The sequence below is a fragment of the Massilimicrobiota sp. An142 genome (assembly GCF_002160725.1).
GTDB lineage: Bacteria > Bacillota_I > Bacilli_A > Erysipelotrichales > Coprobacillaceae > Allocoprobacillus > Allocoprobacillus merdigallinarum.
Genome location: NZ_NFLD01000029.1, coordinates 1 through 25,233 on the forward strand (window position 1 = coordinate 1; position 25,233 = coordinate 25,233).

Genomic DNA, 25,233 nt, shown 5'->3' on the forward strand with positions numbered 1-25,233 from the left:
TCGTGTTCAGATATGTATTCAAATATCTGCTCTAACTTCTCGTCCGTCTGCTTCTGGTATTCCAACTGCTTTAATTCCACATTGCTAATACGCTCAAAGAGTAGAGCATTGTTAGCAATGAAACGCCTCATCTCTACAAAAGCCCTCATAATACCAATGCTCACATTTACGGCTATATCACTATGAAGTACGCTTGCAAGCATGGATATTCCTTGTTCGGTAAAAACATACGGTAAAGTTCTTCGTCCACCATATCCATTTTTATTCAAACTTGAAATGCCAGATTGGCATTTCAAGTTTTCGTATTCCTCCACGGTAAGCTGGAATCTAAAATCATCTGGAAATCTCTTTATATTTCTTTTTACAGCTCTGTTCAATGCTCCTGTTTCCACCTGATAAAGCATAGCTAAATCGCTGTCTATCATAACCTGTTTATCACGAATAACATATATCAATTTTTCAATGGCAGGCTGTACTATTTCCACAACAGGAGTTTCTATCTGATTTTGTGACAAAACTTCTTTCCTATCTTCTGTTGCCATTATATCCTCCTAAATTTGAAATGCCAATTTGGCATTTCAAGTTTTATGTGTCATCTGCTTTGATGTTGCAAATTACAACCTCAATCATTTTCGACACTCTCATTATACCATGCGACAATTTTTTTACCATATCAAATCCCAAAAGAAAACGGGCAATCTTGAGAACTGCCCATCATCTTTATAAGTTCTTTGCCAACGATTTTAGAAGTGCTACCATTTGGGGATTTGCAAGGAGCTTTTGCAACATTTCCTGTTCTTCCTGTGGAGCCACAGGAGATACTTCCTGTGATGATACCTCCTCAGCCTTTGGAGTAGCCTTGCTCTGGTAAAATTGTTCTTCAAATCTCTGAGCATTTATTCTCCTGTCCTCGTCTATATATGAGAATACACATCAGCAACCATTTTGACTTGTGCGTGACCAGAGCCGCCCTGCACTGACTTCATATTTCCGCCGTTGAGCTTCAGCTTATATGTGATGCTTGAATAGCGGAAACTGTAAAAAACAACAGGTGGCAGGTCGTTATCGTTAATGAGTTTCTTTAAGGCTCAGTTAATGACTTGCCCCTCAATCGGTCTACCACAGGTAGATGCAAACACCATATTAAAATCGGTGTACTCATCTCCGAACAGCTCTTTGAGATTGTCTATTTCTTTACGGTACTTTACAAGCATTTCTGCCACAGTCTTAGGCAAGAATACTTTTCTCACGCTCGTCAGTGTTTTCGGATCTTTCAACACCAATGCAGTATGGTTGCTTGAAAGAGCAGGTGGAAATTTGAATACTACGCCCTTTTCGTTTAATTACTCCAGAGCATCTCAGCTGACCCTTTGAAGCTCTTTATTAACGAAGATATAAGCTCGTCCCACATTGATACTTTCTTCGAAGATGTCGATACAATCCCAGGTATAAATGCTAACATAAATATGTACATAAATGATCATTTAAAAATGGTTCGACTATTCTATGGTAGTGAATGATTAGCAGAAAGGTGTTTTTGCTAATCAAATTTAACAAGAATATACGATTTGAAAAAAACTATAGTAAAATATGAAACGCCGAAAACCTTTATTTTACAAGGGTTTTCGGCGGAGTTTTTGGCGTCGCTAAGAGGATTTGAACCTCCGACCTACCGCTTAGGAGGCGGTCGCTCTATCCAACTGAGCTATAGCGACATTTGGAAAATCTATATTTAATTTTACTTGCTACCTTTTCCTTTGTCCTCCGAAGTATATGTTATAACACTTTCTTAGGAGGCAGTTGCATTATCCAGCTGTGCTACGTGGACATTTCAACTTTTAACATGCTTTATTCTAACATGTTATATACTTGAATTCAATCATTGAATAGACATTCGATACTGATTCCATCTTTTCAGCAATATTTCAATATAATAAATCGTCATTTTTTCATACCACTCACCTGTTTTTAAATCTACTAAGCAATATAAATGATTTTCTCTCTTTAACAAACCCAAATCATAATAATATAAAGCTGCCTGTATATCAATAGACATTAATAAAACCTCCTATTTCATTTTTATGAAACAGGAGGTTTTTTATGAATAAAATACAAATAAATGAATTCATCTCATACAAAAACAATACTATAAGTTATCATATAGCATCATAGTTTATAATGCTTTATCTACCCTTTCTCCATTTTCTTTTACAATTCTGCCAGGAATACCAATAACCGTACAATTAGCTGGCACATCTTTTAATACTACTGAAGAAGCCCCAATAATGCTATTATCACCAATTGTGACATCCCCAATGACTTTGGCCCCAGCTGATACCATGACATTATTTTTTAAAGTCGGATGTCTTTTAACTTTATGTTCACCAGTTCCAACTCCCCCTAATGTCACACCCTGATATAAAGTACAATCATCTCCAATGATTGTTGTTTCACCAATAACGACTCCCATTCCATGATCAATAAAGAAACGTTTTCCAATAGTTGCTCCAGGATGAATTTCAATCCCTGTTAAAAAACGCGCAATTTGACTCAATAGACGTGCAATGAGCTTGAAGTGACATTTCCATAAAAAATGATAAATACGATATAAAAACATAGCATGTAATCCAGGATAGTTCACAATGACATTCAAAGGATGTCGTGCTGCTGGATCCATTTCTAATATTCTACCAATTAATGTTTTTTCCATATTCTTCACCTCTTTTTCTTTATATTTAACCATAAAATACCCCTATACACAAATCATATTATCATTTTTATATTATCATATGTGAATTTAATCTATTTGTATTGACTTTTATCATATTAAAAAAAAGTTTCTCTACTTGAGAGAAACACGTTTTTCTATCTGAAAAATATCTTTTTTATAAATCAGAATATATAAAATAATAGCCAATAATATTGCTGCCACAGCATCCAATATAGAATGCTGTTTAATAAACATCGTTGATAAAGTAATCATAATAGCTGAAAGAGATGCAAATATTTTTATACCTTTAGATTGTTTAAAATCTGGACACAATATCAAAGCCAATGCACATCCAATAGAATTATAGACATGAATACTAGGAAATACATTTTGACTCTTATCAGCATGATAAATAAACTGAACAAGATTCATAGATAAAGAATTCTGTTCAATCACAGGACGATGATCAAAACTTGTTGGATATATTGTAAAAATAATCAAACAAATGGTCATTCCTATAAACAAAAATGCAACACATTTATAAAAATCACGACGATGTGTAAAAAACAAATAGGCAATTGTCCCTGCTACAAAAAGGAACCAGTAAATATAAGGATAAATAAACCATGAAACAAAAGGTATACATGCATCTATACTTGTATAAACATCATGAAAAGAAATATTCCTTAACTGTAATCCAAAATACCATGGTAAATAAAGAATAAAATATGTAAATACCCATGCATGACGATAACGATATAACAAATTCTTCATTAATTAAATCCAAACAGCTTTCTAGAAATAGCATATCCTGTTGTAATCATTTTCTTACCAACATGTCCATCCATTTCCATCATAGAACCTAAAAATGTATGTTTAACAGCTTTATAAAGTTCAGGATTTTTATTTTTTAAATACTGCCATAATTCATTTTTCTTTTGTAAATGTTCAGGTGTTCCTGATTTAATCAGTAAAACTGTTGATACAGTTGTAATCATCGTTAAATATTTCACCATATAGTTTCTCAGTTTACGACTCTTTAATTTCATCACATCACAACAATCTATCATCATCTTATTGACTTTAATCTGTTGATCAATACGTGAAATCATCACTTTTTCATTAACAGACTGATCTTCCCTACCAATATAGTAACGATACAAATCAACATTTAAATAATACAGTGTATTGACATAAGGTAAAGGCTGATAAACAAATAAATTATCAACATAAAATGTATGTTTTGGCAATTGTAAATTACAATTTCTTAATAACTGTGTACGATAAATAACACTATGCATTAATAAATTCTGTTGTGGGTAAAAATGTTTTAAATCATACCATCTGAATGTTCTATTTTGTGGCAATGCATTTGTATATTTAATCACACTAGATTTATTGGCACTTGGTTTTTCATATACATAATTTGCAATGAACATATCGACATCTTGATCTTTTTGATGTAACTGTTTAATTGTTTCTATCACTTTAACAAGTGAAGACTGGTCAAACCAATCATCACTATCCAAAACTTTAAAATAAAGTCCTGTTGCATTTTTTAAACCTGTATTTACAGCTTGACCATGTCCCCCATTTTCCTGATGTATACATTTGATTGTATCAGGATATAAAGCAGCATAGTCATCACCAATCTGGGCTGTTCTATCTTTAGAACCATCATCAACAATAATAATTTCTACATCATCTTTTAAAATTAAACATGATTCAATCGCTTTATCCATATAATCCTGTGAATTATAACATGGAATCGCAATACTTAAATATTTCATAACATCCTCCTACAATGTTTTAACAAGTTTTAAAGCTTCTTCTACAATGCCATCAATATTATAATATTTATATTGTGCTAAACGCCCTAACAAGTAAAAGTGAGAAAATGGTTTCACATAATCCACATATTTTTGATACATCATTAAGTTTTCTGGAGATAAAATAGCATAATAAGGAACTTGAGTTTCATTACGATATATTTCTGGATATTCTTTAACAATAGTTGTTCCAGAAATCTCTTGACCTGTTAAATATTTAAATTCTGTAATACGTGTAAAATCTTCACTGACGGTATAATTGACAACACCATGACTTTGATAGTGATCTTCAGGATAATGTTCATACTCAAAGCGTAATGAACGATATGGCAATCTTCCTAAACAATGATCAAAGAAATCATCAATAGCACCTGTAAAAATAATTTTTCCCTGCCACAATTGTCCCTGATAATAAACCTGATGTGTTTGCATATCAAAAGATAAATCTTCCTTGGCATCCTTATTTAATTCAATTTCTATGTTTTCATGATTCAACATATTTTCAAATAACTTTGTATATCCTTCTAGTGGCATTCCCTGATATAGATCTTGAAAATAACGATTATCATAAGAAATCAAAACTGGTACTCTGGCAGTGACACTTTGATCAACTTCTTCAGGTTTTTGATTCCATTGTTTCATTGTATATTTCAAAAAGATATTTTCATAAACATATTGAGCCACTTCCTGAATTCCCTGTGATGGATTCTTCTGTAATTCTAAAATAGGAACTCTTGCATTTTCACCATAAGCATCAATCAATTCCTGTTTTAAACGTTCACCTTTTTCTTGACCAAAAACAATCATTAATGTATTCAAGTTAAATGGAATTGGAATAATCTTTCCATAAACATTTCCAACAACTTCATGACGATAATCATACCATTTTGTAAAACGTGATAAAAAATCATAAACTTCTTTATTATTTGTATGAAAGATATGAGGTCCATATTTATGAACCAGAACACCATATTCATCATATTCATCATAACAGTTTCCACCTATATGATCTCTTTTTTCAATAATCTTGACTTTTTCACCACGCTGGGCTAAAACTCTCGCCACAACACTTCCAGCAAAACCACTTCCGATAATTAATGTATCCATTTTTTTCACCTCATTTTATTTATCATAACATAAACCTAGACATGATTCAATTTGTTGAAGGGATAGCTTCGAAAAAGGAATAAAAGATTCTACATGACGAGGATCTCCAATAGCTTTTTCCATCCAGATGACATCATGCCATTGTTTGGCTTTATATCCCGCACGATGAAAACATCCCACATACTGAAATTGTAATGATTCATGAAATCTTTCACTTTTGACATTGGGATGAGTAATACAGGCATAGACATTTTGAATATGCATGCACTTTAACAGTGCCAATAAAACCTGATAAAGTTTTTTTCCAATCGCCTGCCCATGATAATGCTGATCTAAATAAATAGATAATTCACTCCCCCATTGATAAGCAGCTCGACTATGAAAAGAAGAGGCATAAGCATAACCAACAATCTGACCTTGAACTTCTGCAACTAAATAAGGATATGAATCTAAAGTTTGACAAATACGATTTGTCATATCTTCTAAAGAAGGAACATCATATTCAAAAGTAATATTGGTCGATAGAACATAAGGAGCATAAATATCTAAAATAGCACGCGCATCTTCTTTTTTAGCCACTCTTATATTTATAGACATTCTTTTCTCCCCTCTAAAAGCTTTAAATATTCTTTTTCATGAATAATTCTTAAATCTTGTCCCTGTTTCATTAACTGTAAAGCTTTCTGAACTTTTTTATTGTCTTTGCCAAAACGTACTTTATGATAACCTTTACCACCAATAACCAGATAATTGGTTTGGGTACTGACCTGATTGGTTGATAAGGCACAGACTTCTTTTGTTTTTTCTTCCAATAATTCTCGAGGCATAGATAATTTACCAGTAAAACAGATTGATTGATGATACAACAAAGCATCTTCTTTTTGATTCATTTCTAATAATTGCGTTGCTGATTCAGCTGACATAATATTTCGATAATAGTTTTCCTTCATCTCACCAAATTCTAAATGATACTTTTGATGCAAAGCATATAAACTGTCTACATCTTCACGTTCCATCATTTGAATCAACAGATAAGCACAAGCTTTCGCATCTTCTAAAGCATGATGAGCCTGAAATGCAAAACCATTCATTTGAGATAGATCTTTAAGATTATATTTTTGAAGATTTGGATAAACAAGATGTGCCAAAACATTTGTACAGGACATAAGTAATCGTGGATATGGAATATGGTTCTGTTTCAAGGCTGCCCTTAAATTCATCATATCACCTTGAATATCATGAGAAACAACAATCGTATTTTCAAAATAATGATGAATGTCTTTCCATACTTCTACAAATGTTTTTTCTTTATACAATGATTGAGGTCTAATTTGATGTATTTTATAGCGATAGCTATCAAAACTTAAATTTTTAGGTTTCACTAAGGCATAATATGTTGAAATGACTTCTTGATTTTGAATTTCTACAATACCAATGGCACATAAACTCGCGGGATCCTGATTTAAAACTTCAATATCAAAAACAGTTATTTTTTCACTCATGCTATACCTACTGCTTTTTTAGCCAACTGATCGGCCATCTCATTATAGAAGTCCCCACTATGTGCCAAAACTTTTATAAAGCGAATATCAATCTTTTGACGACTGGCATCAATAAATGACTGATAAGCCTTTGTTCCAGGGCGATTGGCCTGCCATTGATGATTGGCCCATTTTTCTATACCTTCATAATCATAATAGATACAAATCATAGGATAGCAATGTTCAATCGCATAACAGATTGCCTGATGTGCACCCGCAATTTCACCAGCCACATTACGCATACTGACATAATCAGGATGGCTGCCTTTACCATTGACTTTCAAAATCACTTTTTGGCCTTCAAGTAAGATACAACCATAACCATATTCTCGTGTCTTTTGATTATAACTGCCATCTACATATGCAATCAGTCCATAACCATCAAAAGATTGAGGCTGTTCATCTAAATACGCCTGAGCTTCATTGAATGTAGGAAATGATTTATATACTGCTCCCTTGAAACCATTCACCATTGACTGACATTCTTCCCATGTCGAAAAAACACCAGTTTTTCTTCCTTTTTTCACTGCATAATATTTTGCCATCTTTTTAACCTCCGCTCCCTATTATAATCATATTCATGACATTTGGCTAGTAAAAAATATGATTCCTATGATATAATCATGATAAAGAGAGAAGGTTATGAAAAATGAAAATAGAAAACAGATTTTTAAAATATGTCAGTTTCCCAACACAATCTGACCCATATTCAACCACTTCACCTTCTTCGGCCAATCAAAAAGAATTTGCTCAATTTTTAATAGAAGAAATGCGTATTTTAGGATTGGTTGATGTAGAAATGAGTGAATATGGTGTTGTTTATGGAAAGATTCCATCTAACAATGATCACCAAGGTGATGTTATAGGCTTTATTGCCCATATGGATACTTCCCCTGATGCCAGTGGTGAACATATTCATCCCCAAATTATTCGTCATTACAAAGGACAAGACATTCCTTTTCAAAATGACCGTTTATTATCCCCAAGAGAATTCCCTGATTTGAATAAAGTGATTGGACATGATTTGATTACAACTGATGGAACAACACTTTTAGGTGGTGATGATAAAGCTGGAATTGCGATTATTATGAGTATGGCAGAATATATGTATAAACATCCTGAATTTAAACATAATGATATTATGATTGCCTTTACTCCTGATGAAGAAGTCGGACGTGGCACTGAGCATTTTGATCTTGATATTTTTCAGGCTGACTATGCCTATACAATTGATGGTGGCGATATTAATGAATTTCACTTTGAAAACTTCAATGCCTATCAGGTACTTGTTGAAATCATTGGAAAAAGCATTCACCCTGGCAGTGCCAAAGACAAAATGGTGAATTCACAGGAAGTGGCTATGGAATTTCACCACATGTTACCATCTGGGCAGAAGCCTCAATTCACTGAAGGATATGAAGGTTTCCATCATTTAACACATATGCAGGGAAATTGTGAACAAACACGATTAGAATATATTGTACGTAACCATGATTATTTAAAACTGAAACAACAGCTTAATGATTTTTCACGTATCCAAGCTTATTTGAATAGTTTTTATGGCTATGAAGCTATTCATATCACGATGCATGAACAATATCTCAATATGAAAGATGTTATCAAAGATCATCCTCATATTGTAGAACAGGTTGAAATCGCTATGCAGGATATTGGCTTACAGCCTCGTATTACACCTATTCGTGGTGGAACAGATGGTGCCCGTCTTTCATTTTCAGGACTTCCTTGTCCTAACCTTGGAACAGGTGGCTTCTATTGTCATGGTCCTTATGAATTTGTTTCTATTCATATGATGAAAAAAGGTGTTGAACTTTTATTAAGACTAATCCGTAATAATGTCTATGCGAAAGAAGATATTCCATTTTAGGTTTATCTTCTTTTTGATTAATGGTAAAATAAAAATAAGGAGTGTTCATTATGAAATGTTTATTTATCATTAATCCCAGTGCCGGCACAAAGACAATTCAAAAAAAACTGGATCAGATCATTGGTCAAATGATTTTAAAAAAGCTGGTTTCTACAATTGATGTCTTCTATACGGAAAAGAAAGATGATGCTTATCAATATTGTTTAAAATTAAAAGATGATGATTATGATTTTGTGGTCAGTGTTGGTGGTGATGGCACAGTCAATGAAATCATTAATGGTTTTATTGAAAATCATTTACAGACTCCTCTTGCGATATTACCAGGAGGAACAGTGAATGACTTTGCCAACCATTTACATTTACCTCATGATACTGATGATTTTATTCAAATGATTGAAGATTTTCAGATAATGAAAGTAGATATTGGAAAAGTGAATGAACATTATTTTGCAAATGTGATTGCTGGAGGCATGTTTAGTGATATTAGTTTTCAAGTTTCAAAAGCTGATAAAGAAAGATTTGGTCCTTTAGCTTATTATATCAGTGGTATAAGACAGTTACCTACCCAACTGCATACTTCATTGCATTTAAAAATCACTGCTGATAATCAAACTTTTGAAGAAGATGCCAAACTGTTTATTATTACAAACACTTCACAGGTAGGTGGCTTTAAAGACATTACACCTCATGCGAATGTTCAAGATGGTCAATTAGATTTATTAATTATTAAAAATTGTTCTACTACGGATTTAATTTCTTTATTTAAAGATTATAAATTAAACAGTCATGAAAAGAGTCCTTTTATTACTTATGTACAAGCTAAAGAATTAACTATTGAATGTGATAAGGATATTATATACGATGTTGATGGAGAAAAAGGAACAACCTTTCCAATTCATGTCAGTGTTAAAAAACAATCCTTATGTGTCATCATTCCACATCATTTCAATTATCAGGGAGAATCATTATGACAACACGTTATCAGGTACAACTCACTCAAGACGATGATATCAAAAGTGCTTATGAATTATTACTTTGGGATCATAGTCACATATATTTTCAAGACTATTCCATTGCATTTCAGGATATCCAGGAAATCAATATTTCCATGTGCTCTATGATGCAAATGTTAAACATTTTAAGCATCTATATGAATTACTATGTGGATATCAATATCATCACACCTAAAGAAGAATATGCTTTTCAAATCATGAATCATGATACCCTTCTTTCATTTTTCAAGACAGTTTCATCTTTTCCTATCCCAATCAATGATCCTTTGCATATTCTTCAATTATATACAGATACGCCAGATAACTATGCACGTACCAAATATTTAGATCGTCATTTTAAAAAATGGGCACAACAATATCATCTGGATAACCCTCGTGGAAAATGTATTCCCACACAGTTTTCTTTTCATAAAAAATCATAAAGTCAAAACAGATCTGATATATTATTTTTATAGATATCCTTGAGGATATCTTTTTTTATCAAATAAAAAAACAATAAGATAGAATACCTTATTGTTAAAAGTGAAATCAATCCTATTATTGATATGGATTTTTAGGGATAATAACAGCACCTATTAAATAAGCAAATAGACCTGTACCCCAACTTAAAATAAGCGCAACTGCAACTAATCTGACAATTGTAGGATCAATGTCAAAATATTCAGCAATTCCACCACAGACACCACATACCATGACATCTCGTTTTGATCTATATAACTTTTTACTCATTTGATTTCCTCCATTTTCTTATTCTATACTTTATAACTGGAAAAATATGCTGTCAAGTCTTAAAAACAAGAAAAAGGGATGAACTCCCTTATCTTTCGTTAGCCATTTTTGCAAGTGCTAATGCACCACAAACACCTGCATTATCTCCTAATCCTGGATATACAACATAATCCTGAATAGCATCTGTTGTAATTTCATCTTTTTGAACATAACCATTTAATCTTTCTTGAAGATATTTATGAATCATTGGGAATAATTGTTTTTGATGCATAACTCCTCCACCTAAAATAATCTTCTTTGGTGAAATTGTTAAAACATAAATTGCTAATGCCTGAGCAATATACCATGCTTCTAAATCCCATGCAGGGTGATCTTCAGGTAATTCACTTCCCTTTATTCCCCATCTTTCTTCAATGGCTGGTCCTGCTGCTAAACCTTCAAAGCAAGTTCCATGATATGGACATTTTCCTTTATAAGTATCGTCTTCTCTTTGTTCTAGAATCATGTGTCCCATTTCTGGATGTAGTAAACCATGAACAAGGTTTCCTTCCACAATGGCTCCTCCACCAATTCCAGTTCCAATTGTTAAATATAAAGCACTATCTAATCCTTTGGCTGCACCAAAGTATGCTTCACCAAGTGCTGCACCATTCACATCTGTATCAAAACCAATTGGCAAATTAGGGTAATGTTCCTGTAAAGCTCCTACAATATTATAGTTTGTCCATCCTGGTTTAGGTGTTGTTGTAATATATCCATATGTTGGACTCTTTAAGTCAGGATCAATAGGTCCAAAACATCCTAATCCTAAAGCTTCAATGTCCTTTCCATCAAAAAATTTAAAAATATTTTCAACTGTTTCTTGTGGTGTTGTTGTTGGAAAAGCATCTCTTTCTAAAACATTTCCATTTTCATCTCCAATCGCAACAACAAACTTTGTCCCACCGGCTTCAATTGCACCTAATCTCATTTTTTTCCTCCTTATTATCTTCTTTTATTTTATCACAACTTGTTTCTATTCAAAAGTTATTTCTTCATTGTAAGTGATAATTGTAATGCCTGTGAAGATTCTGTTTCCTTTAACATACTTTCTAAATACTGTTGATAAAAACTTAAATCTTCATTTTGTAAATATTGATAACCATCGCTAGAGCGAAGTTCATCTACATATTGATTGATGTTACCAGTAAAATAGTAACGATTGGCTTTCACTAATACATCTTGAATCGCTGTTCTTTTTTGAGTATCTGATATCCCCTGTAAAGATTTACCGAATTTATTTGCAGAAACTGTATCAAAATACTCATCTGCATTGACTGAAATTGATAATGACTGGGTATGATAGTTCATTTGATCCTGATTCAATTCAATAATGCCATATTGAAGTGGAGCATCCAATAATGATGAAGACGCAATATCATAGATTCCTTGAATCGTTTTGATATTTTGACAATGTATATGTCCACTTAATACAAATGGAACATGATATTGAGAAAACAGTTTTGCAATCTTCTCATGATCATTAATGGTATATCCATTATTTAACAGTTCATTGTGAATCGCTAAATTATGATGCATCGCAACGAGTGGCGTTTTGCCATCTTTTTGAATATCCTGAAATTGCTTTTCTAACCATTGCATAGTTGAATCTGTAAAAAATCCACTTGCTCCTAGCGTCATTTCTGTTTGTTCATGTGCATTCGAATCCATCATCAACAAGGCAAAATCAGGATTCAAATCAATACGATAACTCAAAGATTCATCATGTTTCGAAGTTGCCAGATGATAACCTAGATTTTGATAAATATCCTGAAAATCCTTAGCATTAATATTATCCACATCAAAATAATCATCTTGACCATAACCTTTTGTATAGATATTATCAATATCATGATTTCCTGGTATAACAGCAACCTGAATGTTCTTTTCTTTTAATTGTTCTAGTTTTTGAGCCAATTTCTGATGACTGCCTTTTTCCCCATTAAAGCTTAAATCACCTGTCAAAACAACAAGATCAGGCTTTTCCTGGATAACCGCCTGTACAAAAGCATCTACAATCTCATCGCCATAAGTGACCATCTTGCCATCACCATATAACATGGAATCTTCAAACCATTCACAATCCTGATAATAATCCTTTAAAAAATAATGTATATCACTTGCGACAATGATTTTTAAATCTTCTTTTTCACTTAATGTTTTTGATTGACATCCCATCAGACAAAGACAAAAAATAAGACAATAAATAATCTTTTTCATAACACATCTAAAAAGAATGGATAGCTAAGCTATTCATTCTTGATTATTCCTATTATTTTTGACAAGCATCATATGCCATATCAAAAATCTTTTGTGCATTGAAATTCTTAAAATCATCATCGCTAATTAAAATGACTGGTTTATCAGGGTTGTCTGCTTTGATTTTTTCATATGATCCTTTTAATTGAGGTTCTACAAGAATAACATCAGCAAGATTACTTGAATATTCTACTGCATGTTCTGAAGCAGACCAAACTGTTGCGTCAACTCTCTTTCTTGAAGCAGCATCTTTTAATTTTGAAGCAAACAAAGTAGATGTTACACCAGCCAAACAACACAATAAGATTTTCATGATTATATTCCTCCTTTTTAGTTCCCTACTATTATTTTACCACATTTTGATATTGACTTCTATTTCTTTTCACTATCCATTATAAATTTATTTGCATCTTCTAAAGAAGCATAACCATAAGCTTTTACTGTATTCATTAATATTTTTTCAATTAAATTTTCATTCTTTTGAACCATATCCAAAACCATTTGACCATATAAATATAATGTTTCATCACTATAAGTCATTAATTCACCTCTTAAATAAGTTTCAAATGAGGTATCATCTTTTTCATCTTCCAAAGAATGAGTGAAACGGGCTTGAGATAATAAATAAGGATATTGATCATTCATATCTTCACGCATTGATACTTCAATATCACATAAAGCATTAATAAAGTCTTTCTTTTGTTGATCAACAGCAGGTAACTGATCTCGAATCGTATTAAAATATTCTGGATCCGTACTTTCCATCATATAGGCATATTTTTCCATGACTGGATTTCTCCCTATTTGTTGAGCTAGTTTTAAATCTTGTAGACAAGCTTTTTGAACATTTTGATAAAAAGCTTCAAACTGACTTTTTCTTTGTAGATAAAATGTTTCAAAATCATCCTGACAACTGGCACGGCCATCAATATGATGAACCTGTTGAAAAAAATCCCATTCTAATTGTACAATTTCATCAACCATTTTCTATCCCTCCATAACATGTTTCATGCGTATATGGTCATCTTGAATATGTGACATGACTTCCAGTGTGTGATTGTCTAAAAAATCATCATCACTTGTCGATAAGCCTTGTCGATGAAGTTCACCAATGACTAACTGACATATTTTTTCAATCAGCACAACTTTTTGATCATCAGTATTAATAATACTGTTCTTTTGAGGCCAATGTTGCTTTTGAGATGGCAATTGAACCAATTGTAAAAGCAGTGGTGTGACTGCCTGTAAACATGTACAATCTTTTAATCCATAATAACTCCATTTATAATAAGGCTTATATTTTTTATTCAATAAATAGATAAGAGATAATGTCTGATCTATAAACTCATTCAATGCCAGCGTCGCAGCAACTTCATCTTCTCTTTGCATACATCTGGCATAATTATATTGACCAGATTGTGCCATTTTAGCTAAACAACGGGCTATTTTTTTAATACGGATATCTTCTGGATAATAACTTAAATATTGTCTGATTTGAGTCACTTGACCATAATTATCCTCAAAAATACGTCCATTTGTACAAGCTAAAAGAGCATTTTCATCAGCATATAACCAATCATCTAAAGTTTGTGGTATTTGTCTTAAAAACTGTTTAAAAAAGCTTTCAGTTTCAAAAACACCGACTCTTCCATTTCCATGAGCTGAGGTTAATCTTTGAATACCCATGAATTCTTGTGGTAGTTTTTGATAACTGGCCTGTATCTGTTTATGATACTGCTGATAAATATCATGAGGAAGCAAAATACAAAAACCAGGTCCAAAATCATGGTCATGAGAAATCTCATCATCGTACCCCAGACAATCTGATCCCATTCCCAATAATCCAACCGCCATATATGGTTTGATTTCTGAAAACTCTTCTTCTATCATGTTTCTGCCATATTGTTGATAAAAAGCTTCACACAAATCTAAACCTTTGATTGTCTTCATTTCTTTTTGAATTCTGTCGATATTCTTTTGAATTGTCTGATAATCTTTATTTTGTCCATAAACACTCTCTATGAAATGTAAGACACGATGATAAATATCTAAAGCTTTTACATAATCTTTTTGCATATAATGGCTTTGCGCCAAAGTCGCTAATGAAGCAAAGTAGTGTGGATCATGAGGTCCATATTGTTGAAAAAGAGAGATCGCCTGATGTAAACATTTTTGAGCTTTATCATTTTGATTGATACTGAGATACATTTGTGAAAGATTTGTATAAGTAATGGCTTCTTCAATTCTATAATCATCCAGTTGTTCAACAATCGCCAATGCTTTCTTTTGCATGTCAATAGCTTGCTGATAATCACCCATTTCCTGATATAACAGGCTTAAATTATTATAAAAGGCACTATAAAGTTCATCATATGGTTCTAATTCATGATGATAAATCTTTTCTGTCTTTTGATAAAGCGATAAAGCTTCCTGATATTTTCCCTGTACACGATAAAAAGTGGCTATATTGATATATGATGTAGCACCATCAATCGTTTCTTCAAGTCCACACATGTCAAGAATTTTAAATATCTGTAAAGCAATCTGATTCCCAGATTGAAACTGTGAAGTAACACGAAAGTAACCTATCATTTCATTAAGCAAAAATAAAATCGTTGCATTATCCTGTCTTTGAACAGCAAGATTGACTTGTTCAACTAAAAAAGCATAAGCTTCATCCAATTCATTATTGGCATACATTTCATCTAATTGTTTCTGTAATTCCTGTATAGTCATGAATATTCTCCTTTAAAAATAAATAGACACATGGGTGTCTATTTATGATTGAGTGCATCTTTCATACCTTTTAAAACAACTTCTCTTGCTGTGACGGCATCTTTTTTATCTAATGGTGGAATACCTTCCAATGGATAATCAATACCTAAGTTCTTATATTTAGCAACACCCATAGTATGATATGGTAAAACATCTAGAGCTTTGACATGTTTAAGGGTTGCGATAAATTGACCTAAACGATATAAATATTCATCATTTTGTGTAATTGTTGGAACAACAACATGTCTGATCCATAAATCAATACCCTTATCATCTACATATTTAGCAAATTTCAATATCATATCATTAGGTTGTGCAGTTAACTTTTTGTGTTCTTCAGGATCAATATGTTTAATATCTAACATAATTAAATTTGTTGAAGCTAACAAACGATCTAATTTCTTTAAATATTCAGGATTTTCATGAAAAGTAATACCTGACGTATCTAGACATGTGTGAATATTTTCTTCACGACATCTTTCAAATAATTCTATCAAGAAATCTAATTGCATCATGGGTTCTCCACCTGTACAAGTGATTCCCCCGTTTTTATAAAACTCTTTCTTTGTATTAAATTCTTTGAGAATTTCATCAACTGTCATCTGTGTTCCCGTATTTGGTTTCCATGTATCAGGGTTATGACAGTATAAACAACGCATTGGACAACCTTGAAAAAAGACTACAAAACGGATTCCAGGACCATCAACAGTTCCACAACTTTCTAAAGAATGAATATATCCTTTCATTATCTCACCAACTTTCTTTATTATTTTAACATATTTTCTATAAAATATCATTTCATATGTTTTATTTTTCAAACAAAAAGTAACAAAATGTAACATTATCGTAAGCGTAGAATAAAATTTGTTAACTTAAACAATGATAATATAACTACTTTTAAACATGTAAATAATATACTCATCATTATCAGTTAAAAAAATAATATTTAATTCTATTAAATAGGATTAAATATTATTTCAATTTTACTGATGAGTTTAAATAAGCAATATCTTCAATAACAACAATCTTATTATCTTCAAAAATAATATATAGTATTTCTAAATTTCTATTTGGTATTTTTACAACTCTACAATTTTTATTACTAACTCCATGACGATTATATAGTGGATACATATATGGAAATTTTTCGATATTGTCTTTTATATGTTCCAATATATCAGATATAACTATATGATTTTCCTGAGCAAATATAAATATACTTTCATTATATTTGATATTATACATACTATAATCCTTCTTTTTTTAATATAGCAATCATTTCTTCATGAGTATAACTTTTTCTCTTATCTAATACAATTTCTTCTGCCTCTTTTACATGCTTTTTTATATATTCATTAGATTTATAATAATCGATTAATTCATTTAAAATATTCTTTGGAACTATGCAAACGTCATTTAAACTTGGAAAATCTTTTATATCTATTTTTTGATTTAAATCCATTACAATCACTCCTTTTTTTAATTATACCATTTATATACCAAATTTAAAACATTCTTATCCATATATTATATTTATAAGGGTAGGTCAAATGACCTACCCATTATTTCCAAACAGAATAGATAGCATCTCATTGATTCTATTAATATGTTGGTTATCTAATAAAACAAAGAAATTATTTTCGAAACGATCAACACAGAATATCATGACATATAAGATTTCTAGCCTTGTTAATACTTAGGTATTATCTTCGCTATCATATTTTACGATAATGGCAGAGCCAACTAAAGGATTTTGGAATGCATTACTTTCCAAATCTAATACATTAAATGTGATAGAAAATCTTTTTAGTAAAAACTCATTATCAACAATTATCTCAAACTTATAATCTTTAAAACCATACATATGAAACATAAGTAATCATACCACCTATTAAATTCCTCATTGTTTCATAATCAATAATTTCCTTTTCATAAGGAAGACTTCAAAACATTTTTTAGTCCACTTAAAGAAAAAATTTTCTTTACAATATCAAATATTCAATCAGTTTCATCATACCACATAATATCATCACATATATAGGATCCATCTTTTTATACTGTAATAAAATCATTCCAATTGCAAATATAATCATCATATCAATGCGCATAGATGATAAAGTATGGACTGTATTTTCTCCAAAAAAAGCACTGACTAATATAGACACACCAGCAGTTGCAATCATCGCAACAACAGCTGGTCTTAACGTTTCTAATATACCTTGTAACATAGATAATTTTCTATATTTTAAATAGAGATAAGCTAACAAAGAAACAATGATGCATGATGGGAGTATACATCCAATAGTTGCAAATATGGCACCCCAAACGCCAGCAATTTTTTGACCAACAAATGTAGCGGAATTAATCGCAATAGGCCCTGGTGTCATTTGAGAAATTGTGACCAAATCAGTAAATTCACTCAGTGATAACCAAGGATGTAATGTCACGACCTGATTTTGAATCAATGGCAAGGCTGCATATCCACCACCAAAACTAAACAATCCTACCTGTAAAAAGCTCAAAAAAAGTTCCAGCAAAATCATACATGATCACTTCCTTTATGATAAAACGTTCTGATAATCCCTATAGCAATACAAATCAATATCACATAAATCACATTGACATTAAAGAAACATGTGACAACAAATGCAATCATCATAATAGCATTGTTCATCCAGTTCCTTGTTTTGATAAGATCTTTTGACATATCATAAACAACAGAACAAATCACTGCACCTACACCCGCCTGCATTCCATCCAATATCAATTTAACATAAATATTGGATTGAAATATTTCATAAAACACAGAAATGGCAGATATAATGATAAAGGGAGGAATAACTGTTCCTAATATAGAAACCAATAATCCTGGTATACCTGCTATTTTATATCCAACAACAATGGCTCCATTCACCGCAATAGCCCCTGGTGATGATTGTGCTATAGCCACCAAATCTAACATTTCATCTTGATCAATCCAATGAAGTGTATCTACAAACTTCTTTTTCATCAATGTCACAATGACATATCCTCCCCCAAAAGTAAAAGCACTTAAATAAAGTGTAGATACAAATAATTGTATTAATTTATTATTTTTCATCCCATCACTTCTTTCTTGAACTTCATTAAAGCAACCGATTAGTTTGATTTTCTATATCTTGTATATATAAGAATCAGCTAATTACGATAAACGACTCTCTCATTAATGATATATAACTTTTGTTTTATTGAGACAACTCAAAAATCCCACTAAAAATAAGTTTCATTCGTTCTTTTATAACATCAAAAAAGGTGCTTAACTCAGCACCTTTTTCATCCTCATTACATTGCTTCGTGGAATGTACGAGAAATAACATCATCTTGTTGTTCTTTTGTTAATTTAACAAAGTTAACAGCATATCCAGAAACACGAATAGTTAATTGTGGATATTTTTCAGGATGTTTTTGAGCATCAAGTAATGTATCTCTGTTTAAAACATTAACATTTAAATGATGTCCTCCTTTTGAAGCATAAGCATCTAACATTCCAACTAAATTTTCAACTTGTTGTTCACTTGCAGCCATGATTTTCTCCTCCTTTAAAATTCATCATCGTCATCCATTGGTAAATTTGGAATCTTACAAGCAGTATCACCACTATCACAATCCATCTTTGACACAACAGTGACTTCTTCCATTTCAATATGAGCATCTTCATTCACTTTAACATTAACATGTCCTGAACCAGAGCTCATGCGACCATCTAACATTTTGACTAGTTCATCAATTTCTTTTTGAGTAGCCATGTTTTCACTTCTTTCTATTAATCAAGATTTCCGTTTTTAATTGATTCGATATCTAAGTCACCAGCGAAAACTTGGTCGTCTTTTCCTAAAGCACCAGGGATGACAGTAAATGTATTTGAAATACCATCTTGTGCATCTTTGAATGGTAATTTAGCAACTGATGATAATGAAGAAATAGCACCATGAGAATCTCTACCATGCATTGGGTTAGCACCTGGAGCAAATGGTTGACCAGCTTTTCTACCATCAGGAGTATTACCTGTAGCTTTACCATATACAACGTTAGAAGTAATTGTTAAGATTGAAGTTGTAGGATAAGAATTTCTATAAGTATGATGAGAACGTACCATTGCCATGAAAGTTTCAACTAACCATGTTGCAATTTCATCAACTCTGTCATCATCGTTACCATATTTAGGGAAATCTCCTTCTACTTCGTAATCAACAACAACACCATCTTCATCTCTAATACATTTAACTTTAGCATATTTAATAGCTGATAAAGAGTCAGCAACGACTGATAATCCAGCAATACCTGTTGCGAAATAACGTTTAACTTCTCTATCATGTAATGCCATTTGAATTCTTTCATAAGCATATTTATCATGCATATAATGAATGATATTTAATGCGTTAACATATACACCAGCTAACCAAGACATCATATCTACAAATTTAGCTTTAACATCTTCGTAATCTAAGTAATCACCTTCAACTGGTCTATATTTTGGTCCAACTTGTTTTTTAGTTTTTTCATCTACACCACCGTTGATAGCGTATAATAAACATTTAGCTAAGTTAGCACGTGCACCAAAGAATTGCATTTCTTTTCCAACTCTCATTGAAGATACACAACATGCAATTGCATAGTCGTCACCATGAGTGACTCTCATTAAGTCATCGTTTTCATATTGAATTGATGAAGTTTCAATTGAAGTTTTTGCACAGAATGCTTTAAAGTTTTCTGGTAAACGAGTTGACCATAAAACTGTCATATTTGGTTCAGGAGCTGTTCCTAAGTTAGATAATGTATGTAAATATCTAAATGAAGTCTTAGTAACCATATGACGTCCGTCAACACCAACACCACCGATTGATTCAGTTACCCAAGTTGGATCTCCTGCGAAAATTGAGTTATATTCTGGAGTTCTTGCGAATTTAACAATTCTTAATTTCATAATGAAATGATCAATAAATTCTTGGACTTCTTCTTCAGTGAATAATCCTTTCTTTAAATCTCTTTCTACATAGATATCAATAAATGTAGAAGTACGTCCTAAAGACATTGCTGCACCATTTTGTTCTTTAACTGCACCTAAATATCCAAAGTATAACCATTGAATAGCTTCTTGGCAGTTAGTTGCTGGTTTAGAAATATCAAAACCATATTTTGCAGCCATTTCTTTTAATTCACTTAAAGCTCTAATTTGTTCACTTAATTCTTCACGTAATTGAATAACTTTAGAAGTCATTCTCTTTTCAGTTGTCGCAAATTGATTTTTCTTATCTTCAATTAATTTATCTACACCATAAAGTGCAACTCTACGGTAGTCACCAATAATACGTCCACGTCCATATCCATCTGGTAAACCAGTGATAATATGTGAAGAACGACAAGCTCTAATTTCTGGAGTATAAACATCAAATACACCTTGGTTATGTGTTTTTCTGTATTCTCTGAAAATATAAGAAACTTCTGGATCCACTTTATATCCATTTGTTTCACAAGCTTGTTCAGCAATACGGATACCACCAAATGGTTGTAAAGATCTTTTGAAAGGTTTATCAGTTTGAACACCAACAATTTTTTCTTTAGATCTGTCTAAATAACCAGCATCATGTGAAGTTAATGTTGATACAACTTTTGTATCCATATCTAAAACTCCACCAGCTTCTCTTTCTTGCTTAGTTAAATCCATAACTTGTGCCCATAAATCTTTTGTGTTTTGAGTAGGACCAGCCAAGAAAGAATCATCACCATCATATGGTGTGTAGTTTAATTGAATGAAATCTCTTAAATTCACTTCCTTGTTCCATTTCCCTGCTTGGAAACCATCCCAAGCATCATTCCATTTTTCTTTAAATGTCATTTTCTAAACCCCCTGTTTGTTTATTTCTCATTCATTATAGCACTAATATACTATTGAAACAATAAAATAACTTGTTTTTTTTCGCAATTTTCTGCCATAAAATGAGTCGCTGGAACTTGACAACTTCAATATAACAGATTCTTTTTTTTAATGCTATTTATATGCTTCAAAAATTGATTTTTTTACAAAATCTTTACAAAAAAAAGATATACAGGTTATCCTATATATCTCTTCATATCAGCTTCTATATTTTCTGACTGTCTCCCAAAAATCATTGATAAACTGTCTTTTCCTTCAACAATTCCACTTGCTCCTAAAGATCTGATTTTTTCAATATCGACAAGCTGTTGATTATCCAATACAACTGTAACTTTAGAAGCACTGCTACGTACTTCTTTAATATTGTTTTTCCCACCAAGAGCCTGCAATAATTCTTCAATTGGTAATGTTGATTTCATTTCCTGATCTAAACGTTTATTCTTAATAAAATGAATAAATCCAAAATAAAGTAAAATCAAAGCCAAAATAATCGCAATCACAACAAAAATATATTCAACATCCATATTTTCACATCCTTTTTTAATTGAAGTATTTCTTTTTTATAGTATACTATAAGAAGATAAAAAAAGAAAGGAGCAATGTCATGGAACAAATCAAAAAACTCTGTCGTGAACAACCATTGATTTGTATCATTTGTATTCTGGCATTGATTAGCTGTTTTGCTATTTTAAGTGCTACGCCTATGATTTCTAATAAAGTTGGAAATCCTGAAACATTATGGTTAAAACAAGGCGCTTTTTATATAATTTCTGCAGTTATGGTTTTTATTATATATAAAATAGGGAAAGATCAGATTTATGATAAAATATGGATCATCTATTGGATATTGATGGTTCTCTTAATTATTTTGGCTATCGAGCATTTCATTTATACAAGATTATGGCCTGGCCATCATATTATTCCTCTGGTCAATACAGCTGGGGGGGCAACCTCATGGTTTAACTTTCCTTTTTTAAGTATACAACCATCAGAATTCATGAAAATTGCGATTGTTATAGCTTTAGCGAGAATCACAAAAGAGCATAATGATTATTATCTCATTCATACGACAGAAACAGAAATCAAATATATCTGGAAATGTATGAAAGTCGTCATTCCCCCTGCTTTACTTGTTTTACTTCAAAATGATACGGGTGTTGTTTTGATTTTATTAGTTGGTGCTGCTTTTGTTATTTTTTCCAGTGGTCTTAGAAAGCAATGGTTCATTTTTGGTTTTGGCTTGATTAGTATTATATTGTTGATAGGAGCCTATCTCTTTGTTTATCAACCTGAGATTTTTGAAAAGTTTTTAAGTTCCCATCAAGTTGATCGTTTTTATGGATGGCTTGACCCTGAAGGCACATACAACAAAGAAGGATATCAATTGTTTAATTCTTTACTTTCTTATGGAAGTGCCGGATGGTTTGGACATGGTTTCCAATCTGTCATTAAAGTCTTCCCAGAAGCGCAGACCGATTTTATCTTTGCTGTTATTTTAACAAATTATGGTTTTGTTGGTGGTTTGATTACCGTTGGGGCTATTGTTGCTTTTGATATCATCATTTTAAAGATTGGGCTTGATTCTACCAATCAGCAAGATAAGTTCATGACCATCGGTATCATTGGCATGCTGTTGTTTCAGCAGATATGGAATATGGGTATGATTTTAGGTCTATTACCTATTACAGGTATTACATTGCCGTTTATTTCTTATGGTGGGTCTTCACTTTTATCTTACATGATTGCAGTTGCATTATTTATTGATATCAATACTCAAAATAATATTATGAAAAACAGATCTGTGATTCAATAACAGACCTGTTTTTTTGTTATAACAATCTTTTGTTTTGTAACTGGATGTACAAATCCAACCATATAACTATCTAAATCAAAATTGCCCTGACCATCACCATATAGACTATCACCAATCAAAGGATGATTAATAGCAGCCATATGAACTCTAATCTGATGTGTTCTTCCTGTTTCAAGTTTCATTTCTAATAGGGTTCTATCATGTTTTATAGCTTTGACCGTATAGTGCGTACAAGATTCTTTCCCACGTTTATCAATCATACGTTTCATTTGGAATTCTTCTTTATAAATAGGCAAACGAATGGTTCCACCCGCTTTGACTATCCCTTTAACATGAGCACGATAACGTCTATCAATATGCTGGAGATCTTTCATGATTTTATCATGAATATAACGATATTTTGCAACAATCATTAATCCGCTGGTATCTTTATCTAAACGATTAACAAGATGAATAGTTGAATTCAAATGAATTTGCTGATAATAAAAAGTTAAAGCATTCGCTAAAGTATAATAGGGATGCTGACGAGTTGGAATCGAAGGCAATCCCTTAGTCTTATCAACAACCAATAAATAATCATCTTCATAGACAATCTTTAATGGTATTTCAACCGGTACCATATGATTGTCTTCTGGTGGATAAATAATGGTTAAGGTTTCCCCAACCTGCAATAGATATCGAACTGTCTGATGTTTTCCATCTACTAGAATTTCTCCCTTCATTTTAATAGCTTTGATTGCTTTTTGACTGATTCCATGACGTAAAAGAAACTCACCAATAACACAAGGTTCATCTATAATCCAATATTGTTTCATGAATTCAGATATGCCCTTTTTAAGCGCTGTGTAAAAGACACATTTCTATATTGTAAAAAACGTGCTTTTTTGGAAGACATTTTGACACAGATACAATCCTTATCTTTCAAATCAATAACCAGATGATCAACGCCAAGAATAGCCCCCTGATAACTTTGTGACTGAAAACGAATTGTATGCGATTGATCAAGAATCAAAGAAGAGCCTAGTGAGCGATAAGCATTATGGTGAATACCTGCAATTTCACTTAACTGCATCAATCCTGTACAAGTATTAATAACAGCACCTCCTAAAGATTTATTATAGGCTGTTGACCCTACTGGGGTTGATACACATAGACCATTTCCTCTAAAAGTTTCAAAATATTCATCATTAATATAAACATCCATAACCTGAGAACGACGATTATTTTCAATTCTCACTTCATTTAAAGCAAAATATGTTCCTTCTAAGCAAGACACTTCCAACAAATGACGTTCATAAATACGATGTTGTCCATTTTGAATATCCAAAACAAGCTGTAGATATTCATCACGCTGATAATCAGTTAAAAATCCCAGCGTTCCTGTATGAATTCCAATGAAAGCAACACGATCAATTGCATCTATATATTTATGCACACTATAAAGCATTGTTCCATCGCCACCTACGCTAATCACGATATCTGGTTCTTTTTCATTATATGTCAAAAACGTATTTAACTGTTCTTTTAATTTTTCACTGAGTGTGATAGATTCCTGATCTTGTTTACATACAATTGCATATGTTTTCATAACTTCACCACCTATGATTTATATTATATAA

The 25,233-nt window shown here is 32.0% G+C and carries 31 protein-coding genes and 1 tRNA gene; 4 read left to right on the forward strand and 28 right to left on the reverse strand.

Annotated features, from left to right (window positions below):
* The 10 genes from B5E87_RS11325 to B5E87_RS11370 form a co-directional block, all read right to left on the reverse strand.
* Positions 1-542: ORF6N domain-containing protein (locus B5E87_RS11325; RefSeq protein ID WP_143746905.1), on the reverse strand; the 542-nt coding region annotated here is incomplete at its 3' end.
* Positions 543-1,638: 1,096 nt separating this feature from the next.
* Positions 1,639-1,715 (reverse strand) — tRNA-Arg (locus B5E87_RS11335).
* Positions 1,716-1,879: 164 nt separating this feature from the next.
* Entirely contained in the window at positions 1,880-2,056 is a 177-nt protein-coding gene (locus B5E87_RS15215; protein WP_164483557.1) for a hypothetical protein, read from the reverse strand.
* Between the two features lie 117 nt (positions 2,057-2,173).
* Positions 2,174-2,710 carry a serine O-acetyltransferase EpsC gene (epsC, locus tag B5E87_RS11340; RefSeq protein WP_087245056.1) on the reverse strand — a complete coding sequence of 179 codons (537 nt, stop codon included), beginning with the start codon at positions 2,708-2,710 and terminating at the stop codon, positions 2,174-2,176.
* 132 nt (positions 2,711-2,842) lie between these two features.
* Positions 2,843-3,484 carry a phosphatase PAP2 family protein gene (locus B5E87_RS11345; RefSeq protein WP_087245018.1) on the reverse strand — a complete coding sequence of 214 codons (642 nt, stop codon included), beginning with the start codon at positions 3,482-3,484 and terminating at the stop codon, positions 2,843-2,845.
* Positions 3,484-4,500: a glycosyltransferase family 2 protein gene (locus B5E87_RS11350; protein ID WP_087245019.1), complete on the reverse strand. Its 1,017-nt coding sequence runs from the start codon at positions 4,498-4,500 to the stop codon at positions 3,484-3,486. Before B5E87_RS11350 ends, B5E87_RS11345 begins: the two co-directional genes overlap by 1 nt.
* Positions 4,501-4,509: 9 nt before the next feature.
* Positions 4,510-5,646: a UDP-galactopyranose mutase gene (gene glf / locus B5E87_RS11355; RefSeq protein WP_087245020.1), complete on the reverse strand. Its 1,137-nt coding sequence runs from the start codon at positions 5,644-5,646 to the stop codon at positions 4,510-4,512.
* A gap of 15 nt (positions 5,647-5,661) precedes the next feature.
* A complete protein-coding gene (locus B5E87_RS11360; RefSeq protein ID WP_241147171.1) occupies positions 5,662-6,243 on the reverse strand; it encodes a GNAT family N-acetyltransferase in 582 nt (193 codons plus the stop codon).
* Complete coding sequence (locus tag B5E87_RS11365) at positions 6,234-7,148, reverse strand: exonuclease domain-containing protein (RefSeq protein WP_087245021.1); 915 nt, start codon at positions 7,146-7,148, stop codon at positions 6,234-6,236. Before B5E87_RS11365 ends, B5E87_RS11360 begins: the two co-directional genes overlap by 10 nt.
* Positions 7,145-7,732, reverse strand: coding sequence for a ribonuclease H1 domain-containing protein (locus B5E87_RS11370; protein WP_087245022.1), 588 nt, complete (start codon positions 7,730-7,732; stop codon positions 7,145-7,147). The genes B5E87_RS11365 and B5E87_RS11370 overlap by 4 nt, the downstream gene beginning before the upstream one ends.
* A gap of 104 nt (positions 7,733-7,836) precedes the next feature.
* On the opposite strand from B5E87_RS11370, the gene pepT reads away from it, so the two are divergent.
* The 3 genes from pepT to B5E87_RS11385 are packed head-to-tail and all read left to right on the forward strand — an operon-like array spanning position 7,837 to position 10,507.
* On the forward strand, positions 7,837-9,072 hold the full coding sequence (gene pepT, locus B5E87_RS11375) for a peptidase T (protein WP_087245023.1): 1,236 nt from the start codon (positions 7,837-7,839) through the stop codon (positions 9,070-9,072).
* A 50-nt stretch (positions 9,073-9,122) separates the two neighbouring features.
* Positions 9,123-10,043, forward strand: coding sequence for a diacylglycerol/lipid kinase family protein (locus B5E87_RS11380; protein WP_087245024.1), 921 nt, complete (start codon positions 9,123-9,125; stop codon positions 10,041-10,043).
* A complete protein-coding gene (locus B5E87_RS11385) occupies positions 10,040-10,507 on the forward strand; it encodes a hypothetical protein (RefSeq protein WP_087245025.1) in 468 nt (155 codons plus the stop codon). Before B5E87_RS11380 ends, B5E87_RS11385 begins: the two co-directional genes overlap by 4 nt.
* Before the next feature lie 115 nt (positions 10,508-10,622).
* On the opposite strand, the gene B5E87_RS11390 is transcribed toward B5E87_RS11385, so the two are convergent.
* The 16 genes from B5E87_RS11390 to B5E87_RS11460 all read right to left on the reverse strand — a co-directional run bounded on the left by B5E87_RS11390 (position 10,623) and on the right by B5E87_RS11460 (position 22,325).
* Positions 10,623-10,814, reverse strand: coding sequence for a PspC domain-containing protein (locus tag B5E87_RS11390; RefSeq protein WP_087245026.1), 192 nt, complete (start codon positions 10,812-10,814; stop codon positions 10,623-10,625).
* 88 nt (positions 10,815-10,902) lie between these two features.
* The gene (locus B5E87_RS11395) at positions 10,903-11,784 is read right to left on the reverse strand and encodes an ROK family protein (RefSeq protein ID WP_087245027.1); all 882 of its coding nucleotides are present in this window, start codon (positions 11,782-11,784) and stop codon (positions 10,903-10,905) included.
* A gap of 56 nt (positions 11,785-11,840) precedes the next feature.
* Complete coding sequence (locus tag B5E87_RS11400; RefSeq protein ID WP_087245028.1) at positions 11,841-13,073, reverse strand: metallophosphoesterase; 1,233 nt, start codon at positions 13,071-13,073, stop codon at positions 11,841-11,843.
* A 52-nt stretch (positions 13,074-13,125) separates the two neighbouring features.
* The gene (locus B5E87_RS11405) at positions 13,126-13,425 is read right to left on the reverse strand and encodes a PTS sugar transporter subunit IIB (protein WP_087245029.1); all 300 of its coding nucleotides are present in this window, start codon (positions 13,423-13,425) and stop codon (positions 13,126-13,128) included.
* 59 nt (positions 13,426-13,484) lie between these two features.
* A complete protein-coding gene (locus B5E87_RS11410; protein ID WP_087245030.1) occupies positions 13,485-14,096 on the reverse strand; it encodes a DUF4125 family protein in 612 nt (203 codons plus the stop codon).
* A gap of 3 nt (positions 14,097-14,099) precedes the next feature.
* A complete protein-coding gene (locus tag B5E87_RS11415) occupies positions 14,100-15,848 on the reverse strand; it encodes a DUF4037 domain-containing protein (protein WP_087245031.1) in 1,749 nt (582 codons plus the stop codon).
* 38 nt (positions 15,849-15,886) lie between these two features.
* Positions 15,887-16,633 carry a pyruvate formate-lyase-activating protein gene (pflA, locus tag B5E87_RS11420; protein ID WP_191492403.1) on the reverse strand — a complete coding sequence of 249 codons (747 nt, stop codon included), beginning with the start codon at positions 16,631-16,633 and terminating at the stop codon, positions 15,887-15,889.
* Between the two features lie 226 nt (positions 16,634-16,859).
* Entirely contained in the window at positions 16,860-17,132 is a 273-nt protein-coding gene (locus B5E87_RS11425) for a hypothetical protein (RefSeq protein ID WP_087245032.1), read from the reverse strand.
* Position 17,133: 1 nt separating this feature from the next.
* Positions 17,134-17,349 (reverse strand): hypothetical protein, encoded by a 216-nt coding sequence (locus tag B5E87_RS11430; protein WP_087245033.1) that lies wholly within the window; start codon positions 17,347-17,349, stop codon positions 17,134-17,136.
* Between the two features lie 234 nt (positions 17,350-17,583).
* Entirely contained in the window at positions 17,584-17,760 is a 177-nt protein-coding gene (locus B5E87_RS15090; RefSeq protein WP_158093935.1) for a hypothetical protein, read from the reverse strand.
* A 109-nt stretch (positions 17,761-17,869) separates the two neighbouring features.
* On the reverse strand, positions 17,870-18,430 hold the full coding sequence (locus B5E87_RS11435; protein ID WP_087245034.1) for a chromate transporter: 561 nt from the start codon (positions 18,428-18,430) through the stop codon (positions 17,870-17,872).
* Positions 18,427-18,987 carry a chromate transporter gene (locus B5E87_RS11440; RefSeq protein WP_087245035.1) on the reverse strand — a complete coding sequence of 187 codons (561 nt, stop codon included), beginning with the start codon at positions 18,985-18,987 and terminating at the stop codon, positions 18,427-18,429. The genes B5E87_RS11435 and B5E87_RS11440 overlap by 4 nt, the downstream gene beginning before the upstream one ends.
* A gap of 221 nt (positions 18,988-19,208) precedes the next feature.
* Positions 19,209-19,451, reverse strand: a complete 243-nt coding sequence (grcA3, locus tag B5E87_RS11445; RefSeq protein ID WP_087245036.1) for an autonomous glycyl radical cofactor GrcA3 — start codon at positions 19,449-19,451, stop codon at positions 19,209-19,211.
* 14 nt (positions 19,452-19,465) lie between these two features.
* A complete protein-coding gene (locus B5E87_RS11450) occupies positions 19,466-19,672 on the reverse strand; it encodes a hypothetical protein (RefSeq protein ID WP_087245037.1) in 207 nt (68 codons plus the stop codon).
* Between the two features lie 17 nt (positions 19,673-19,689).
* Entirely contained in the window at positions 19,690-21,762 is a 2,073-nt protein-coding gene (gene pflB, locus B5E87_RS11455) for a formate C-acetyltransferase (protein WP_087245038.1), read from the reverse strand.
* Between the two features lie 215 nt (positions 21,763-21,977).
* Entirely contained in the window at positions 21,978-22,325 is a 348-nt protein-coding gene (locus B5E87_RS11460) for a PTS sugar transporter subunit IIB (protein WP_087245039.1), read from the reverse strand.
* 80 nt (positions 22,326-22,405) lie between these two features.
* Here B5E87_RS11460 and B5E87_RS11465 point away from each other — a divergent pair, with 80 nt between their 5' ends.
* Entirely contained in the window at positions 22,406-23,614 is a 1,209-nt protein-coding gene (locus B5E87_RS11465) for an FtsW/RodA/SpoVE family cell cycle protein (protein ID WP_087245040.1), read from the forward strand.
* On the opposite strand, the gene B5E87_RS11470 is transcribed toward B5E87_RS11465, so the two are convergent.
* Positions 23,608-24,429, reverse strand: coding sequence for an RluA family pseudouridine synthase (locus B5E87_RS11470; protein ID WP_087245041.1), 822 nt, complete (start codon positions 24,427-24,429; stop codon positions 23,608-23,610). The genes B5E87_RS11465 and B5E87_RS11470 overlap by 7 nt on opposite strands.
* Positions 24,426-25,202, reverse strand: coding sequence for an NAD kinase (locus tag B5E87_RS11475; protein ID WP_087245042.1), 777 nt, complete (start codon positions 25,200-25,202; stop codon positions 24,426-24,428). Before B5E87_RS11475 ends, B5E87_RS11470 begins: the two co-directional genes overlap by 4 nt.
* Positions 25,203-25,233 lie beyond the last annotated feature (31 nt).

Coding starts and splice junctions, on each gene's coding strand:
- B5E87_RS15215 (WP_164483557.1), bottom strand. CDS start 2,056: ATGTCTATTGATATACAGGCAGCTTTATATTATTATGATTTGGGTTTG.
- epsC (WP_087245056.1), bottom strand. CDS start 2,710: ATGGAAAAAACATTAATTGGTAGAATATTAGAAATGGATCCAGCAGCA.
- B5E87_RS11345 (WP_087245018.1), bottom strand. CDS start 3,484: ATGAAGAATTTGTTATATCGTTATCGTCATGCATGGGTATTTACATAT.
- B5E87_RS11350 (WP_087245019.1), bottom strand. CDS start 4,500: ATGAAATATTTAAGTATTGCGATTCCATGTTATAATTCACAGGATTAT.
- glf (WP_087245020.1), bottom strand. CDS start 5,646: ATGGATACATTAATTATCGGAAGTGGTTTTGCTGGAAGTGTTGTGGCG.
- B5E87_RS11360 (WP_241147171.1), bottom strand. CDS start 6,243: ATGTCTATAAATATAAGAGTGGCTAAAAAAGAAGATGCGCGTGCTATT.
- B5E87_RS11365 (WP_087245021.1), bottom strand. CDS start 7,148: ATGAGTGAAAAAATAACTGTTTTTGATATTGAAGTTTTAAATCAGGAT.
- B5E87_RS11370 (WP_087245022.1), bottom strand. CDS start 7,732: ATGGCAAAATATTATGCAGTGAAAAAAGGAAGAAAAACTGGTGTTTTT.
- pepT (WP_087245023.1), top strand. CDS start 7,837: ATGAAAATAGAAAACAGATTTTTAAAATATGTCAGTTTCCCAACACAA.
- B5E87_RS11380 (WP_087245024.1), top strand. CDS start 9,123: ATGAAATGTTTATTTATCATTAATCCCAGTGCCGGCACAAAGACAATT.
- B5E87_RS11385 (WP_087245025.1), top strand. CDS start 10,040: ATGACAACACGTTATCAGGTACAACTCACTCAAGACGATGATATCAAA.
- B5E87_RS11390 (WP_087245026.1), bottom strand. CDS start 10,814: ATGAGTAAAAAGTTATATAGATCAAAACGAGATGTCATGGTATGTGGT.
- B5E87_RS11395 (WP_087245027.1), bottom strand. CDS start 11,784: ATGAGATTAGGTGCAATTGAAGCCGGTGGGACAAAGTTTGTTGTTGCG.
- B5E87_RS11400 (WP_087245028.1), bottom strand. CDS start 13,073: ATGAAAAAGATTATTTATTGTCTTATTTTTTGTCTTTGTCTGATGGGA.
- B5E87_RS11405 (WP_087245029.1), bottom strand. CDS start 13,425: ATGAAAATCTTATTGTGTTGTTTGGCTGGTGTAACATCTACTTTGTTT.
- B5E87_RS11410 (WP_087245030.1), bottom strand. CDS start 14,096: ATGGTTGATGAAATTGTACAATTAGAATGGGATTTTTTTCAACAGGTT.
- B5E87_RS11415 (WP_087245031.1), bottom strand. CDS start 15,848: ATGACTATACAGGAATTACAGAAACAATTAGATGAAATGTATGCCAAT.
- pflA (WP_191492403.1), bottom strand. CDS start 16,633: ATGAAAGGATATATTCATTCTTTAGAAAGTTGTGGAACTGTTGATGGT.
- B5E87_RS11425 (WP_087245032.1), bottom strand. CDS start 17,132: ATGTATAATATCAAATATAATGAAAGTATATTTATATTTGCTCAGGAA.
- B5E87_RS11430 (WP_087245033.1), bottom strand. CDS start 17,349: ATGGATTTAAATCAAAAAATAGATATAAAAGATTTTCCAAGTTTAAAT.
- B5E87_RS15090 (WP_158093935.1), bottom strand. CDS start 17,760: ATGTTTCATATGTATGGTTTTAAAGATTATAAGTTTGAGATAATTGTT.
- B5E87_RS11435 (WP_087245034.1), bottom strand. CDS start 18,430: ATGATTTTGCTGGAACTTTTTTTGAGCTTTTTACAGGTAGGATTGTTT.
- B5E87_RS11440 (WP_087245035.1), bottom strand. CDS start 18,987: ATGAAAAATAATAAATTAATACAATTATTTGTATCTACACTTTATTTA.
- grcA3 (WP_087245036.1), bottom strand. CDS start 19,451: ATGGCTGCAAGTGAACAACAAGTTGAAAATTTAGTTGGAATGTTAGAT.
- B5E87_RS11450 (WP_087245037.1), bottom strand. CDS start 19,672: ATGGCTACTCAAAAAGAAATTGATGAACTAGTCAAAATGTTAGATGGT.
- pflB (WP_087245038.1), bottom strand. CDS start 21,762: ATGACATTTAAAGAAAAATGGAATGATGCTTGGGATGGTTTCCAAGCA.
- B5E87_RS11460 (WP_087245039.1), bottom strand. CDS start 22,325: ATGGATGTTGAATATATTTTTGTTGTGATTGCGATTATTTTGGCTTTG.
- B5E87_RS11465 (WP_087245040.1), top strand. CDS start 22,406: ATGGAACAAATCAAAAAACTCTGTCGTGAACAACCATTGATTTGTATC.
- B5E87_RS11470 (WP_087245041.1), bottom strand. CDS start 24,429: ATGAAACAATATTGGATTATAGATGAACCTTGTGTTATTGGTGAGTTT.
- B5E87_RS11475 (WP_087245042.1), bottom strand. CDS start 25,202: ATGAAAACATATGCAATTGTATGTAAACAAGATCAGGAATCTATCACA.